The following is a 16037-nucleotide window of genomic DNA, read 5'->3' on the forward strand; positions in this document are numbered from 1 at the left end:
CCCTGAAGGACTTAATCCTGTCTGTAAGTTTACGCGGAATCACATGCACATCCATTTCAGCTAGATGCACAGCCACGCTTAAAAATTCATTAGAAGCCAAATACATAACCAAGAATTCGCGAACATATGCACAAACCGAGGGCAGAGATTCATCAAGTGTGACATCAAGCATATTTGCCATGATGATTGCCACGGCATAGACCACAAATTTGCTTACGCCATGCCTGAATTTCGCACTGCTATATGAACCGTTCTTCAATGCTCTTCCGAGTCCAAGAGCGAAATCAGACAGATAGAGAACAATCAAAGCAAGCAAGGCTTTATCGAATCCACCTAAAAGCCATGAGGCCGCAGAACATCCGACTGCAAGGCAAGCTTTGATTGTAATATTGTCGAAAAGTTGGTTCATATCTGTCTCTAATATTTCTTTCAGGTTCGGCCCCGATAAGACGGAACCGAACCTAAATAGTATTAAGCGTTAAGCTTCACCCGAACAGTTTCATCAGCATCAGCCGCAGAAGCGAAAGCGATTCCCGCTCTTACGTTATCAGGAGCCAAAACAGTGATAGCTCCATCCCCATCAAGGTAAACAACGGTCCCTTGCAAGATTTCCCCGGCGATCTTTGGAAACTCCCAAACCTCTTCCGTTGCAAGTTCACCAATTGCGCCATCTGGAATATCTACAAGAGCGACACCCACCAAAACCCCGACAGGAACCGGAGAACCAGACAGAACATCCGCTCCGGTGCTGTTTGTCCATGTCATGGTTTTGCCAATCTGAACGTGATTACCAGCCATGTTAATTCTCCTTATTTACCGGGGTTCTTCTGGAATCCGCGATGATCCATAAGCCCTGCACCAGCTTCGAGACGAACCTTTATTTTAAGGCCGTCTGAATCAAAATCAGGCTCTTCATCAACAAATGGGGATTCAATACCGTCAAGGAATGCCACTTCAATAGTATCCACCTGTGCAGGATCACCGATCAGATAATGTGCATCGACATCAAAATCATCAAGACGAGGTTCGGAAATAGGTTGGAGCTTTCCGGCCCAAGGATTGTGAACACCGGAAGACATATTTGCATCTGGCAGAGCCGCAGAACGGATAAGAACTTCTGCTTCGGTTTCCTGTGCGACTGGAGTCAGTAGAAAGCGTGGACGCAAATCAAGACGCGCCCCATTCGGACCTTTCTGCATACGCATAGACTTACGACCAGCATTCAAAGTGGCAGCAGAAACACGCCCCTTAACAGTGGCTTCAAGGTTGTTATGCTTTGCATGGAATAGGTTGTAATTGTCGCTCATTTTAGGATTGGAAAGCAGCAAACCATAAACAATATCCGCAACTTTGCGGGCCGAAGCATTACCGAACAGTTGCGGAATACGGGTGAAGACTCGTAGATCATCATTAACCAGCATTTCACGGGTAAGGCGCACGTTTTTGCCATAACGGGCAATGCGGTAGCTTTCCATGGAATCCTTGAATGATCCTGTCTTGTATTCACCGTGTTCGTTGATAAGTTCCAGATCAGGAGCTTCGGACAGACTCACACCGTGGATTTCTTTAAAATCATTGGCGGGGATGATGTTCACCCAAGGCCGCCAAGTTGCCGGAGCTTCTGCATAAGCTTTAAGCAACACTTTGTTAGTTATTGCCGCAAAGATTGACGGAAAATCACTTGTGGATGCTCCGAATTGCTGAGGCCTAAGAACCTGCGATGCAAGTTTTGACTGGGACATTCCACGGGTTGAAACACCGCTTCTTTCCAGAATATCCCTTGCAAGATCGGTAAGACGCATCACTCTGAAATCTTCATAGCCCGGTGCGGGTTTTTCTTCGGTTATTCCAGCGCGGAAAAGCATTCCAGATACAGCGGCATCATGAAGCTTTTCACCCTCAGTACGTCCGGCAAAAATATGACCGGAAGGTGCAAGTGGCTGGTGCTGGGAACTTAGTTCCGACAGGATCAGCTTATTCAAATCACTTGCCCCTTTTCCGCCATCAACCAGCTTTTTGCGGAAATCAGCAGATAGCCCGAACATGGTAACCTGATCATCAATAAAATTAATGCGCTGGCGTTCAGCTAGGGCAACTTCCTGTTCGTTAACTAACGGTGGTTGAGGCGTAGCACTTTGATTCGCAGGTGCTTGCGGGGTTTGAGCTTGTGCGGGATCTACTTTCGGAGCACCATCCGCGCTCAACCATGCAGGTGCATCTTCAAGGTTATTCAGGGCTTCGTAATCTAGTCCCATTTCTTTTAATAAGGTGCGGGCAGAGTCCTCAGTGACATTTTCAAGGCCATTAGCCCGCAGGAAAAGTTTCAACCATTTCTTCATGACCGATTCCTCCGGTTTAGGTTTTGGCCGTTCATTCATCGCCACGGCCTCGGTATCTCCATCCGCGCCAAGAACGCAGAAGGATGTTTCACGCACAAACGACTTGCGCCACACATATAAAGGTCCAACAAGCTCTTCACCGTTAACGGTAACGGTTGCACCTACTTTTACTTCTTCAACAGCTTCAGGCCACACCCCTATGGATGCTTGCCACGGAAATTTCTGGTCAGAGAGTTTAATGACTTCCTTCGCATCGTCCGTATCCAGAAAGAACCCTTCCAGCACCAAGCCGGATTCTTCCAGCTTGATAGAATCAGCAATGCCGATCTTCTTTTTAGGGTCATGTTCCTCAAGAATAGGAATGCGCTTTTCTGTACGGATGCCGGAAAGCTCAATGACAAAACGCATGAAACAACGCTGAACAATTGATCCGGTGTAACCGACAATATGAAAGCGGCGCGGCTTGCCTTCTTCCTGTTCTGATAGATTCAGCCCCGCAGTTAGTTGCAGTGGTGCATTCTCACTTTCTGCAAGGTTCAATGGGAAAATTTTATTCACTTTTATTCTCCGTCATTTGCCATTTCTTGATGTCTTCATTTTCGCGCGCCAACTCTTCAACAACTTCATCGTAATCTTCGCCCCGCTCCGCGCATATTTTGCGACGGGTAGTACAGCCCATGCGGAGCATGAGGTCTGCGGACTTGGCATCTTTCATAGGATCAACCCAAGGCCAGCCGGGGAACTGACAACTTGCCGGAACAACCGGACCAGTCATCAAAGGTTCAAGCCCGCCCAGCCAGAGCATCCGGCAGAACATTTTCCAAGTAGGCATAACGCCCTTACGACCTAGAAGATTTTGTTGAACGCGATAGCCGCGCCGTTCTTCCAGAGTGGCGGAACGAGCGGACGCAAAGGAGGCATCTGAATAATCGTTTGAAAAAGCTTCGTAAGACATTCCGAAACCAGTAGAACTACCGCGCAAGCTTGTTTTCACATACGGCTCATAAGTCGGGCCGGGGTGCGTAAACTGGGCTTCATGAACCTTGGTTCCTTGCGGCAAGGTCACAATCTGCCCCGGTTCAACATAGTCGGGAATGTACCCTTCCACGCCTTCGGCCTGATCACCCATTTCGCCGCCAAGCGGATTAACCATTTCTGCATAAGGTGTTTCAACGAAGAAACCGAAAGCCGCCATCAGCCGTGCAACAATACGGTGCGAGTCCTGAAATTCGCTGAAATCGCGCATTTCCATAACAACCGGAGCCATCCACGAAATGCCACGGTTCTGGCTGGAGCGAATAGGCCGAAAAATATGACGCACCCACTGAGCCGAAACTCGAACAGATTCGCGGCTCATCAAGCGGCGCATATCGCCGGGGTGTTCGCTGAATAAATGATAAGCGACAGGATGCCCTTTACGGTTGAACTCAACGCCTCGCATGGCATAACCGCCACCCTCTAAAGGACCATCAACCGAGCTGTCCAAGTGATCGCATTCCAGAAGTTCAACGCCCAAAGGTGCAATACCAAGATCAAGTAAATCAGGATCAGGATAGAAACGGAGAAGGCATTCTCCGTCCTGCCAAAGGTGGTTCATAATCAAACGCTGAATATCTTCAAAACCAACTTCGTCCGATTCCGCCCAGTCTTTCCAGTGCTGTTCGATTTTACGGTTAAAGGTGTGGTCAAGATCACCATCAGCATTGAGCTGTGCGGCCTGCGGTTTGATTCCAGTATAGATAACGTTGTTTGCTATGCGTTCCAGCGCACCGGAAACATGGGTAGAATTGCGAACCAGATCACGCGCACGGGCCACAATCAAAGCATGTTCGTGTCTAGAAAGGTTATCGGCACTGCGGTTGGTTGGTCGCCAATTAGAATTGGGACCACGACGGGAAGCCGCAGAGTAAGCAGAAAGATTCGCACGGCTACGACACCAGCTTGCAGCAGCATCCGGCGAGACTGCACCGACACACTGAGCAACAAAGGAAGTCCAGCCATTATAGACGTTCATTTACGCCCCCGAAACGAAGCACGGGCAATGAACCCCTTGCCGCCGTTACCAGCAAAGGCAAGGCGCATTTCCACTTTGTCACGCTCAGAATAAAGCGACTGCAAAGAACCACGGGTGAGAGTCCGACCATTCAAGGTATAGGACTGTGCGCCGCTTTCGATTGCTTCGATTGCCTTATTTAGAGAGTCCAGCCGTTTCTGGAGCATTAAAAAACCTCGATTATTATGGTTGTCCTTCAAGTTGGGACAATCATAACAATCGAGGTGGTTATTTTGGAATAGGGTTGTTTACTGGGGAGTAAAATTTACTGAGAAGAATTTGTAAAAACAACTGAAGTTTTATTACTAATTGAGTAAGTTTTTAACTTCAACTCATTATGATAAAAAGCAGAAAACCACCATTTAATATCATTAAAATAACCAGTAAATGGTCTGTAATTTGTTTTTTGAACAATAGATGAAATATCTGAATAAAAAATGAACTCAAGTTTTGAAATATTATTATCATACACAATAACACCTTTCTCAAGAAACCTAATAACATAACGCTTTACAACTTTTTCATTCTTAAATTGTATCTCTATCTGCGATCCTAAATATTTCTTAACTTGATCAGCCTCAGTTACACCTGTAAAATACGACAGAGAAATTAATAAGAGTGAGAACTGAAGCATTATTATATATTTTTTTTTATTACCTATATTCCTTGGTCCAAACATGACAGCAAATGGCACAATTGCTAATGCAAATGTAAAAAACATTATCATATTAAATCTTCCACCAAACAAAACATAAAACATTACAGAGATAAGAAAAATTAAAATCATAAATTTAACAATGAACATTCCAGCCTTACTCTTATAGACCGAACCAGAATCGCCTTTTTTTTCAATTATTTTTGAAAAACATAACTCGGTAAACAAATATGTGAGGAAAGTCGCACCGAGGACAGCAATAATACTTAATGAACTCATTATAATATCAGACACATTCACAGGCCATAACGTAATAGACGTTCCCAACTCATTGTAGAAAGCAACTTCATGAACTAAAGCAAAAATAAAATATATAGTTAAAGAACTAAAAAGAGCTACAACAAACGTTTTCAAAATAGTGTCAGATTCATTTTCCATATTACGACTCCATAAAAATTGAATAAGATTAGTGCAATTAGCTCACACCCACACGCGGGTTTTCCATTTTACTCACTTCCGCACCAACTCCAAAACCCCAGCAGGCTTACCCTTCCCCGCCTTCTTCCTCTGCTCCTGCGTCTCATACATACTAAAAGCCTCGGCCCCTTCTGAAATTGTCTTTTTAATCAAACCCAGCATAAAAGCTTCGCCATAACGGTGATCATCTTCTAGCTTTTCTTGCAAGTACTCAAGCGTACAGGCCGCAGACATCATATCCGAAACATGGTGACATAAATCATCTTTAAGCATGACGCACCTCCCCGCAAAGTCCCTGTTCCGCTTCTATCAGGGCATCATAAGCTAGGAGCATGGCTTGTCTTTCCGGCCTTGGGAGGCTGGACAGGTTTTTAAGCAGGAGTTCTTTTGCGGTGGCAATGCAGGATTCTGGAGAATTCAGGCTGTAATCAGGATTTGCGGATGCAGGAAGCTCTAACGGTTCCGATCCTGCCGGAAGCGGATTGTATGGAGCAATGCCTAAGAGCATACGAGGCCGTTCTCCGTTCACCCGTGGGCGGGTTTCTTTAACGCTTCTAATCATGGCGTAAAGGTCACTAAAAAATCTTGCGCGGTGCACAGAACGGCATTGTGTGCGCTTGCAATAAATCTGGTAGCTTTCGTAAAGCTCAGTTTTTGAAACCCTGCCCCATGAGGCTACTTCGCAAGCTTCTTCAATAAAGGCATGCACTGAGTTGTCACGGATCAGGCAATCCGAGATTGCTTTTATAGTTTTATTTTCTAGCGGCCTGTTCCGCACACGTAGAAGTTCCTGCTCCATTGCATTGAAAGCTTCGATATAGCGAATCTTCCATTGCATGGCTTTCTTTCCGGTGAAGCCCATTACTAGCAGGGTGAAGCCATCGCGAGTTATATTGTAAGCGGGAAGTTTGCGGCCTGTTCTGTCTACATATTCACTAACCTCAAAATTGAGGGCAGTGAAATCTTGAGGAACTTCTAGATTTTCAATAGTTCGTAAAACATTATCGTGCCGCTTACCAAAATGCTCGGCAATTGTAAGAGACGAAACAACGGGCTTGCCATCAGAGATAACAAGCGTAGGGGAACCGACAACTGAACTGTTGTCAGAAGTGTTTGAATTGGCTAAGTTCTTTCCAGCCATAACGCACCTCCTTTGAAGGTCGTTTGTGGTTAGGCTCGGTTCTGGTGTTGGTAGCACCTTTCCGGGCCGTTTTTATTTAGGCTACTTTTCTTTCTTTTGCTTTTCTGCTTCGGCTATTCTTCTTTCCATTTCCTCTATGAATATCTCTTTAAAAGTTATTTCATGCTCCACGGCGTATAGTTTGTAACGCTTGTGGTCTGCCTTATCTAATCGAATAGAGACGGCTACTTTTTCTTTGATCATGTGAAGTTTGTACGTACGAGCGTTTAGAATGTCAAGTGGGGATTATATTTTGGAGGTGTAAAAATATAGCTACAGTTCAACCAATAATGTTTTTAGTTGTAAAATCATCTACGCTAAATTATAGACTAAAGAATTACGAATAAGGATTTAACTGGAGAAATTCAATGAATATGCAGCTTGATACAACCGCGACACTACTTGATATATGCGATTCATTCTGGGACCAAGACTTTGAAGAAAAAGCTACGTTTCTTGATGTAGTTGATACGGCTACTTTTACCACTTTTGAAAAAAACTTAGCGACGTTAGTCAAGGCTCGCATTATAAGCAAAAGTAAAGGATACGATGTTGGTTTAGAATTTGTAGCAAAAATATCATCTCTTGACTCCACTTTTGCGTTCAATGATTTTTGGTGTAATGCACTCTTTGCACTATCAAGATACGAAGAGATGCTTCCATATATAGAAAAATGTAAGACTCTTGCAAAAAGCGATAAACAGAAAAGTTATCATTCTGTGAACAAAGGTTTCTACTATCAATATGTTGAAAAAGAAATCTATATGGCACTTGAATGCTATATTGAAGCAGCTAGGCTTTATCCAAACTATTGGGCACACAGTAATGCATACACGATACTACTAGAAAAATATAATTATGATGAAGCGGAAAAGTTCCTAAATAAATGTAAAGAACTAGCATCGAGTGATTTAGAGAGAAGCAACTACGCTCTCAATAAAGGTCTTTATTGCGACCACGCAAATGATAACAGTGAAAAGGCATTGAAACACTATATACAGGCTGCAGAAAAACATCCTAACTTTTGGGCAAACAACAATGCTTTCTTAAAACTAAGAGATAAAGGTGATTATAATAAAGCTGAAAAATACTTAAATAAATGTAAAAAATTATTTTCTAATGATAGAGAAAAAGGTGAATTCCAATACAACAGTGGTTCTTATTGCGAAAATAAAAATAAAGACACCGAAGCATTAAATTATTATATACAGTCCGCTAAAAAACATTCTAACTTTTGGGCTTCAAGCAAATTATTTAATATATATTTAGATAAAGGGGAATACACAGAAGCATTACTACATCTAAAAAAATCGAGTAAAATAGCTACAACGCGTAAAGAAAAAGAACATTTCCTCACCAATAAGGAGCATTGCATTTGGGAAATGCCACATGAAGAGTGGTTTTCCGCTAACTACTGTAGAGAATTTTCATCAAAAATGAACTTTTCATCAGAGATAGATGCTTTCACTCTTTTTCACCTACTTTACAGCAACAATTCCACATATCTTTTAAGTTATAGACTTATACGTGAGCACCCAGAACTTTTAGCACATAGAGAATGGATTGAATTTAAAAAACGTCTTCTAAAAGGCCGTGGACAGCAACTAATCAAGCTACACGAAATTATTAGATCTAATAAAAAACATTCTATTATTGATATAGCAACCCTTGGAATACTTAACTACTATGGCGGAGACCACTTCGTTGCAGAGAAATACTTTTCTTCGATCACCCCAAATAGTGGATTCTTAAATTTATCAACCTATTACATCATAAAATGTAGACAAGGTCAGAACAAAAAATATGATGATATCATTAGTAGATACTTAAAAAGAGACAATGCAAAATTATTTAGCAGCGATAGTGAAAATTACTACCGAGGAATGATTTTAATTTTAAACAATGATTTGAATAAAGCCCGCAAAACAGTTCCTATAAATATAAGACATATCCCATCTTTACTTCTTTTGGCATACATATATGATCAGCTAAAAATGAATAATCAAAAAAACAAGTGTATAAATTTAATCCTTAGCCACGAAGTTATCAAACTACCTAAAAGTAGAATCGTAGGAAAAAGTTTATCCCAATTCCATAAACTTCCACATAAAACAAGCTTCAAAACATTTGAACATTTACTATATTATATCAAACCATATGAATTGCATGAGCCGCTTAAAATGATTTATATAACCTCTAAAACGATTACAAGAAAAGAAAGCTGGTTTAGATTCAAGCATATATTTCAAAACTACACTTTCTATGAAGAATACCCACTTAACTTTAACTGTGGATTAGATTCTAAATTCGATCAATTGTGGGAAAAAATTGGAAACGAAAAAACAAATATTGCTCAAAATATTTCAAAACTCACTGCATTAAACTGGCCTATTTACAGTTTATCCAAGATGTCTTCAGATGATTTAGAACAAAGAATAGGCCTTTATATACAACATAATAAATACCCCTATGACGAGATAGAACTTGCGATCTCATCATTTTATATGATGAAGACACTATCATTTGAAGCAACATTACGATTATATAGTTACCTTAAACTTAAAACAAACAGATTTATACTTACACCTCAACAAATAACGACTCTTTTAGCTGGATATTTAACACTAATGTATGGTGATACTTTTACACGCCCAATACAGGCCTTTTTAACAGTATCTCCTCTTATTGCTGACTATATAACATCTAAAAAAAATAACGAAATGACTTATGAAGAGTACCATAACTTAATATGTTCTAATAGCTCAATTTACAACTAACCCTGCTCCGGCGGGGTTTTCTATTCCCCCTGAATACTCTTAACCCCCTGCCCCATCTGAGCCAGCAAACAACCATGCTCCTTACACTTATGATACCGAATCTTAATCCCAGCATCCCACTTAGGCGATGAAGTAACCGGAATCCGCACAGCCCCGCACCACGGACACACCGCGCCATCCTTCGGGCTGAATATCACGCCCTCTTTCGCTTTAGCCATTGCCGCCGCAATTAACTTGGCTGACATACTATCTACCACCGTTAGTGTAAGGGTTTACTTTCTTTTTCGGAGCTTGCTTCCTAGGCTTCATGCCCGCTTGCTTGTAGGATTTAACGCCCAGCAGGTCCGCAGCAGCAAGGTTGTATCCGGCAATATCCCATGCATGGTTGGGCCTTCCTTTCGGACATTCCCAATACCCTTTTTCATTCACGTATTCAGCGGTCATTTCCCGCGCCCACGCATCCGAAACTTCACTGTGCAGGTGATACGCTCCCGGATCAGCGGGATTAATGGCAAGGCGGTTGGATAAAGCGTTCTTGTAATGCGTCACATTCACCCGCAAAAGCTTAAGGCCGCCGGGTATAGGCTTGTTTGAACCGGGGAAAATATCAATCTGGCTGTATGAAAACGGGCGCGCCATTGTCTGCTCACCTTTTAGCGGCAGAATGCGGCCCCGATTAAGTCGGCAAAAATCGTAAACTTCATCTGTCCGATGCCCCATTGCATCTATTAGAGCCAGCCGCACAAGATATGAATTGCCTTCTGCGTCCTTGTATTCCCGATCCCATAGAACTTCCGCCAAAGCTTCAAAGCTATCCACTTCACCATCAGCAACCAGCCATGATTCATGCGTCATGCCGTAACCCCACGCGCGGATTTCATAGGGGAAATAACCGCCCCTGCCGGACTGCGTATCAATAGCGGCAGTGAGACAGGCCACCACGTCACCACCGGGAACAAGCAACCGCGGACGATCATCTTTAAGCGCAAGAATCTTATCTTCACTACGCTCCTGCTGATAATTAACCCACGGTTCCGCCTTGTGAGAGTTCATGAAGTCTTTCAACTTTTCGCGCCATTCAGGGTTAAGGCCGGACTTCTGACCCCGCAAAAATGCGGCGGCAACTTCAGACAACGAAACGAATCTTGATAGCCAGCTAGGAATATGGAAGCCGATCTTCTTAGGCCGTTTAGATTTAAGGTAAGCTTCAAGTGGAGTGCCGGACACACGATCAAACCATGCGCCATAACTCACGGCCTTATCCCGTGTTCCATCATCCCACTTGCAACCCATGTTCGGGCATTCGTACCACGCCAGCTTTTCAGCCTCGACCCGTTCGGCATGCTGGGAAGGATCAGCCGTTTCTCTTTCAGGCCATTTAATCTGGTCAAAATCCATTTCATGCACATAGCCGCAAATCGGACAACGCACCTTAAAACCGAATACGGCTTGCGCTTCGATATTCAGAGCCGTCCAGATAGGGCCGCTTTCATTTGTCGGTGTGGAAATTTTCAAAAATTTGCGATTGCGATAAGTACGCCCGCGCTTTTCCGCCAGACTGAGCGGATCAGCTTCTTTCTTGTTTGCGGTGGTGGGATATTTATCAATCTCATCAAAGAAAACATACCGGATAGGCTTCGATGCCAGACGGGATGCAGAATGCGCCCAGCCCATATAGATCGGCATATGCCGTAAGTTTATGCGGAGCGATGCTTCATCATCCGTTGAGCCAGTCAAATACTTAGAAAGTTTCGGTGAAGTTTTGAGCATTGGCAGAACTCTATCCCTGCTCGAATCCTTCGCCGCTGTCATATCGGGATAGATGATCATTGCCGGACTCGGTTCACGATCCACGGCATAGCCCAGCGCATTAAGCAGCACTTCGGTTTTACCAACCTGCGGAGCGGCACAAACAACAACGGTCTGAACTCCGCTATGGAAAAGACTATCCATTATGTCGGTAAGGTACGGCGTTACATCATTACGCCACATGCCCGGCAAGGAACTGGATTCAGGAACCAGAATTCGCGACTGCTCCGCCCACTTGCTGACCTTGATCTTTTTACGCTTCCGCAAAATCTGCTTTTCACCCCTGCTAAATGAAAAGGTGAACCGCTTCCCTATCATTTCTGGAGGTAATGAAAAGCGACCTACCGGAACGGGTATGAGCTTTCCGACCATTTTTTTAACTATCGAACTGGCTTCCACTTACAAACTCCATTGTGATTTGATCAGTACGCGCAAACTCGCTCAGTAATTCGTCCAGCTCGTCATTCATAAGCTGGATGAATGTTTCCTCATGTTCCGGTTTACCTTCAACAGCATGGATAAATTCACGCCCTTTCATCAAAAACAATTGGCGAAGGCCCGTATCCAGCACCGAAGTCTTACCAGCCATGAGCATTTCCACGCTTTCACGGTCAATGAGCTTGCCTTGTGTCTGTTCAAGTTTCAGCCTTCTAAGCTCCGCTTCGTATTCCTTGTCCTTGGCTTTTGCTTCCTGAAAACGCTTTGCTGAATCTCCGGTTAAGCCTTCCTCGTCCGGCTGTTCGGCTTCAACCTTTTTACCGATGGGAACCCAGCCGATTTGCTGGGCAAGTTCTGAAATATCATCTTCGTAATATTTGCCGCCGATGGGCTTCACCTGTTTATTCTTACCGACGTAATTGAAGAAGGTTCGCCGCGAAATTTGCCAGTTCTCTTGCCCGAACTGAACCCACGCCTGATTTATCGAATTGTAAAATTTTTCAGCCATTTAAGTAGCACCTGAATTGTGAAAGTGACACGTTTGATACAGTTTGTGCAGTGTGCATATTTTTTAAAACATTCCGTGTGCAAAAGACCCGAGGTCGATACTACCCGTGTTTCGGGAACCGCCGGGGAGGACCCAAATTTAACATGGTGCTTGTAATTCTCTTCGGTGGTTCATCACCATGAAAAGGTAAGCGATTTAGGTAGCATAAACAGATCAACGGCGCGGCTTGTTCGAACAGCTCCCACATTTGCCACACGGTTTCACCATTAGCTCTGCCCCACGCTTCATCAATCACCACAACCAACTCATCCGCCTTGTTCCGTTTAACCATGAACATCTGCCGATGCTCCCGAATCATTGCGCCTAGCTTCTTCATTGCCTTGTGTCCGTCTTCGAATGTTTTCCAATGCTTCTCGAATTCTTCTTTCTGCATGGGAATAAGATCATCCTGCCGACACATACGGCTATACCTGCTGAAAAGGGATTCAGGTTCCAGCTCTTTGTATTTGCTTTGAAGCTTTGTCAGTGCATTCATTTCGGTACCATGTCCCAGTCTTGGTCCAACTCAATTAAAACCAAAAGTACCTGATAACTCTTACTTTTTTTAACTTCAGTCCAAGTGGTCCATGTACCAGACCAGAAAACCAAATGCTCAGAATCTCGCGTGTACGGGTACATATACGCACACACGCATGTAAGGAGATTTACCGAATGGACGTGGACCGCTGGTACCACGTGGACAGAGCCAGTATTCATGCGGGTTAACAAAATTACATGCGGGACCAAATGGACCAGACACATGGACCGTCTCACCAAGGGAGCGGATATTTGCATACATGAATCAAAATGTCGGGCAGTCGAGGCGCGGGCACGCCGCCGTGTTGAAAGGGGTACGGGGAAAACAGACATCATGAAGCCGTTAGTTCAAACTTAGTTTTAATACCCGTAATCATCCGACACCGCCGACCATCTACCCGTGGGCGCGTCTCTCTAAGAGTCTTCACCGCTGAATAGAGTTCCCTGAAAAAGTTCTCCTTATGCATGGGCTGATAGCCATTCTTTGCGCTGTATTCGCGATAGGCTTTATAGAGCGAGTCTTTCGACTCCTTAACGCCGTCTGACAGTTCGCAAGTATCCTCAACAAACGCCTGAACAGGGTTATTAAGCCGCCTGTAATCCATCAGTAGATCAATTGTTTCATCTGATGCCGTGAACCGCCCCTGCTCATAGAGCCGATGCAGACCAACCAACGCCCAATGAAATATTTCCGATAGCTCGTTCTCTTTCAATTCTTTGAATAGATTTGGATTGCGATCAGGATCATCTTCTAGATATTGCCGTTTAAATTTGATCGGCAACATGCGCCTGAAAAAGCCATCCGTATTATCAAGCACACGTGGCAGTTTATTAGCCGCAAATGCCAGCTTACAGAACGGCGGGAACTCAAATGAATCTTTATGCTTGAATGCGCCCTGAATCGTGTCACCGGATACAACAGCCTTAAAGGTCGGTGTTTCCATAGCGGCAGAGCCTATTTCAGTCGAAATATTGAGAAGCTTATTATAGAGGCTAGCGCGTCGGAACTGGTCTTCCAAATCCTGAAAAGCAACTGCCGAACAGTTAGCAGGTGCAACCAACTCCCGCGCAATTTTCAAATATGTTGATTTACCGTCCGATCCGTCACCAAGAAGCAGCAAACACTTTTCATAATGCACGTCGCGAGTCAGACAATAGCCCATGAACTCTTGGAGCTGGGCAATAGGTCCGGGAGTCTGAACCGTTTCATCCAGATACTTTAACCAGCGATTACATTTAGCTTTTGAATCCGGATTAAACGAAACACCGAGGCAAATTGTAGAATAGTAATCCGTATCGTGCGGTTTGAGCTCGAGCGTTTTTAAATTGAGCATGCCATTTTGTAGACACACCCATTCACCCTGATCATTTACTTCGCGACCATGCGGAAGATTCGCAAGATTAATCGCAAGTGACGTTGCATCGTTCACCCTGCTTGTTGTGGCCTCGATGCCGAGATAATTGGTAGCCGACTGTTGCAGATTGCCCCTTGAAATTTGTTCCCAGTATTTTCCGTTCCAGCGATAGAGCAAACCTGTAAGATCATCATAAAGCAAAGGCTGATCCTGAAGCAGTTGATCCGCCAGTAGTCGAGGTTTGAAGGTACGTTCCCTAAAAAACGCCCATTCGCTACCGCTTTCACCAACTTTAGGAATCTCAACCTTGCGGGCCGAAGCAAACAGAGCTTGCAAAGCTTTTGCATTCTGTTTGAACTTCACAAAGTAATCAGTCAGATCAAGGCCATCTTTCGCGGGCAATGAACCATCTTTATTACGCCCCATAAAATCAGGCCATTCAATAACCCGAACAGAGCGCGCAACCTGTACCAGAGAACGAGCCGCATTATCTGCATGCTCTTGTCCCGGCTGATCCGCATCATAAGCAATAATTACATCGCGCCCATTAAACGGTTCTAAATGCTCATTTGACCATCTAACGGTCTTTGATGTTTGGGTTATGGCATTAAAACCATTCGACAGAGCGCAAATAGTATCCGGTTCCCCTTCGCAAAGCAGAACAGGGCCGGACTTACCAAGTAGAGCTGGAGCAGGAAACAAACGAGCATTCCCATATCCCCTACCCCATGACATAATCTTCTTTTGCAGATTAGTGCCGGGCTTGCGATACAAGCGGATATTATGAAGCCTGCCGTCATTGCCGCGAATAGGGATAGCAATACGCATAGATTGCCCGTTAATTGGGCGAACCATGTTTTCCTTATCCCTGAATACCATCTGCATACGCAGATCAAGCCGCTTGATAATTTCAGGATTCCAGCCGCGCTCTTTCTGCAACAGTTGAAACCAATCATCCGGCAACAGGTGCATATGACCCCAAATATCTTCAGGGATAACCGCACCGCCGCCACGTTTCGATTCCTTGCGCTTTTTCTGCACAGTGGGCTTAACCTTCGGCGCGTCGTTAACACCATGCCCGTACTTATCTTTGAATTCCTTAAAGGCTACTTCATTGGGCAAGCCAGTAACCAAACTATAAAGCTTAATCAGGTCGCCACAATCAGTGCATCCGGCAAGGCATTTGAAATAGTCATCTTCAAAATTATATCCAAAGGACGGATTATCATCATTATGAAGCGGACATTTGCCGTTCAGCCATTTACCTTCTTCCTTGGCAACTTCAAACAATGAACGCGCTATAGTATTGCGTTCACTTTCGGAAAGATTTGTTCCGGCCCAGCCCATAGGTTACCCCTTCACCATAGCTTTGATTCCATCCCGCCAGTACAAAGCAGTTGAAACGAGTTCCATGATTTCCTTGTCGAATTCAGCAAATTCTTCGGGCTTGATTTCGCCGTCTTCCATAATGGCGGAAAACTTGACCACGGCATCACCGAATTCCTTAGTGGTTCGGTTCATGTCGTTTTCTAAGTGGCCTGTACAAACTCTCGCTTCCGGCAACGGGATAACCACCATATTCATCTGATGGGCAATTGCTTCAAGAGGTGCAGGTGATCCGCATGTTTTCATGAGCGGCACAAGGTCCAGAACGCCCATCTTCGCTGTAGAATCTTCGGGGTTCAGTTCCTTGTATAATGTCCAATGGCTTTTGGCAGAGCCGAAAGTTAATTCGCTTATTTGCTCTACTGATAAAGCCCGATGCCGTAGCACCATGTTTTGAATTTCTACTGCTACGCTTTTGCGTGATTTATTCATGGATATATTCCTCTTCCAAAGATAGCCGCTATCTGTAGTAGATAGAACTTCA

15 protein-coding genes and 1 pseudogene are annotated in these 16037 nt (G+C 44.2%); 1 reads left to right on the plus strand and 15 read right to left on the minus strand.

Features of this window, described 5'->3' with window-relative positions:
- Position 1: 1 nt before the first annotated feature.
- From BR06_RS19970 to BR06_RS20410, 9 genes and pseudogenes are all read right to left on the minus strand, one after another.
- Positions 2-409: pseudogene (locus BR06_RS19970) on the minus strand (phage holin family protein); the annotation flags it as partial.
- 62 nt (positions 410-471) lie between these two features.
- On the minus strand, positions 472-798 hold the full coding sequence (locus BR06_RS0118080; protein WP_031485601.1) for a DUF2190 family protein: 327 nt from the start codon (positions 796-798) through the stop codon (positions 472-474).
- A gap of 11 nt (positions 799-809) precedes the next feature.
- A complete protein-coding gene (locus BR06_RS19975; protein ID WP_051677196.1) occupies positions 810-2897 on the minus strand; it encodes a phage major capsid protein in 2088 nt (695 codons plus the stop codon).
- Complete coding sequence (locus BR06_RS0118090; protein WP_031485605.1) at positions 2890-4353, minus strand: phage portal protein; 1464 nt, start codon at positions 4351-4353, stop codon at positions 2890-2892. Before BR06_RS0118090 ends, BR06_RS19975 begins: the two co-directional genes overlap by 8 nt.
- Positions 4350-4559, minus strand: coding sequence for a hypothetical protein (locus BR06_RS0118095; RefSeq protein WP_031485607.1), 210 nt, complete (start codon positions 4557-4559; stop codon positions 4350-4352). The genes BR06_RS0118090 and BR06_RS0118095 overlap by 4 nt, the downstream gene beginning before the upstream one ends.
- Positions 4560-4657: 98 nt before the next feature.
- On the minus strand, positions 4658-5485 hold the full coding sequence (locus BR06_RS0118100; RefSeq protein WP_031485609.1) for a hypothetical protein: 828 nt from the start codon (positions 5483-5485) through the stop codon (positions 4658-4660).
- 72 nt (positions 5486-5557) lie between these two features.
- Positions 5558-5797 carry a hypothetical protein gene (locus BR06_RS0118105; RefSeq protein ID WP_031485611.1) on the minus strand — a complete coding sequence of 80 codons (240 nt, stop codon included), beginning with the start codon at positions 5795-5797 and terminating at the stop codon, positions 5558-5560.
- Positions 5790-6665: a Rha family transcriptional regulator gene (locus BR06_RS19980; RefSeq protein WP_051677197.1), complete on the minus strand. Its 876-nt coding sequence runs from the start codon at positions 6663-6665 to the stop codon at positions 5790-5792. Before BR06_RS19980 ends, BR06_RS0118105 begins: the two co-directional genes overlap by 8 nt.
- An 81-nt stretch (positions 6666-6746) precedes the next feature.
- Positions 6747-6908: a hypothetical protein gene (locus BR06_RS20410; RefSeq protein WP_156952742.1), complete on the minus strand. Its 162-nt coding sequence runs from the start codon at positions 6906-6908 to the stop codon at positions 6747-6749.
- Between the two features lie 164 nt (positions 6909-7072).
- Here BR06_RS20410 and BR06_RS0118120 point away from each other — a divergent pair, with 164 nt between their 5' ends.
- On the plus strand, positions 7073-9481 hold the full coding sequence (locus BR06_RS0118120; protein ID WP_031485614.1) for a tetratricopeptide repeat protein: 2409 nt from the start codon (positions 7073-7075) through the stop codon (positions 9479-9481).
- A 20-nt stretch (positions 9482-9501) separates the two neighbouring features.
- Here BR06_RS0118120 and BR06_RS0118125 read toward each other — a convergent pair whose 3' ends face one another.
- From BR06_RS0118125 to BR06_RS0118150, 6 genes are all read right to left on the minus strand, one after another.
- Positions 9502-9726 carry a hypothetical protein gene (locus BR06_RS0118125; protein WP_031485616.1) on the minus strand — a complete coding sequence of 75 codons (225 nt, stop codon included), beginning with the start codon at positions 9724-9726 and terminating at the stop codon, positions 9502-9504.
- Between the two features lies 1 nt (position 9727).
- A complete protein-coding gene (locus BR06_RS0118130) occupies positions 9728-11689 on the minus strand; it encodes a terminase gpA endonuclease subunit (protein ID WP_031485618.1) in 1962 nt (653 codons plus the stop codon).
- On the minus strand, positions 11667-12236 hold the full coding sequence (locus tag BR06_RS0118135) for a hypothetical protein (protein ID WP_031485619.1): 570 nt from the start codon (positions 12234-12236) through the stop codon (positions 11667-11669). Before BR06_RS0118135 ends, BR06_RS0118130 begins: the two co-directional genes overlap by 23 nt.
- 100 nt (positions 12237-12336) lie before the next feature.
- The gene (locus BR06_RS0118140; RefSeq protein ID WP_031485621.1) at positions 12337-12771 is read right to left on the minus strand and encodes a hypothetical protein; all 435 of its coding nucleotides are present in this window, start codon (positions 12769-12771) and stop codon (positions 12337-12339) included.
- A gap of 373 nt (positions 12772-13144) precedes the next feature.
- A complete protein-coding gene (locus BR06_RS0118145) occupies positions 13145-15514 on the minus strand; it encodes a phage/plasmid primase, P4 family (protein WP_031485622.1) in 2370 nt (789 codons plus the stop codon).
- 3 nt (positions 15515-15517) lie between these two features.
- The gene (locus BR06_RS0118150) at positions 15518-15985 is read right to left on the minus strand and encodes a phage regulatory CII family protein (RefSeq protein ID WP_031485624.1); all 468 of its coding nucleotides are present in this window, start codon (positions 15983-15985) and stop codon (positions 15518-15520) included.
- Positions 15986-16037: the final 52 nt, after the last annotated feature.

This window comes from Maridesulfovibrio frigidus DSM 17176, from assembly GCF_000711735.1.
GTDB lineage: Bacteria > Desulfobacterota > Desulfovibrionia > Desulfovibrionales > Desulfovibrionaceae > Maridesulfovibrio > Maridesulfovibrio frigidus.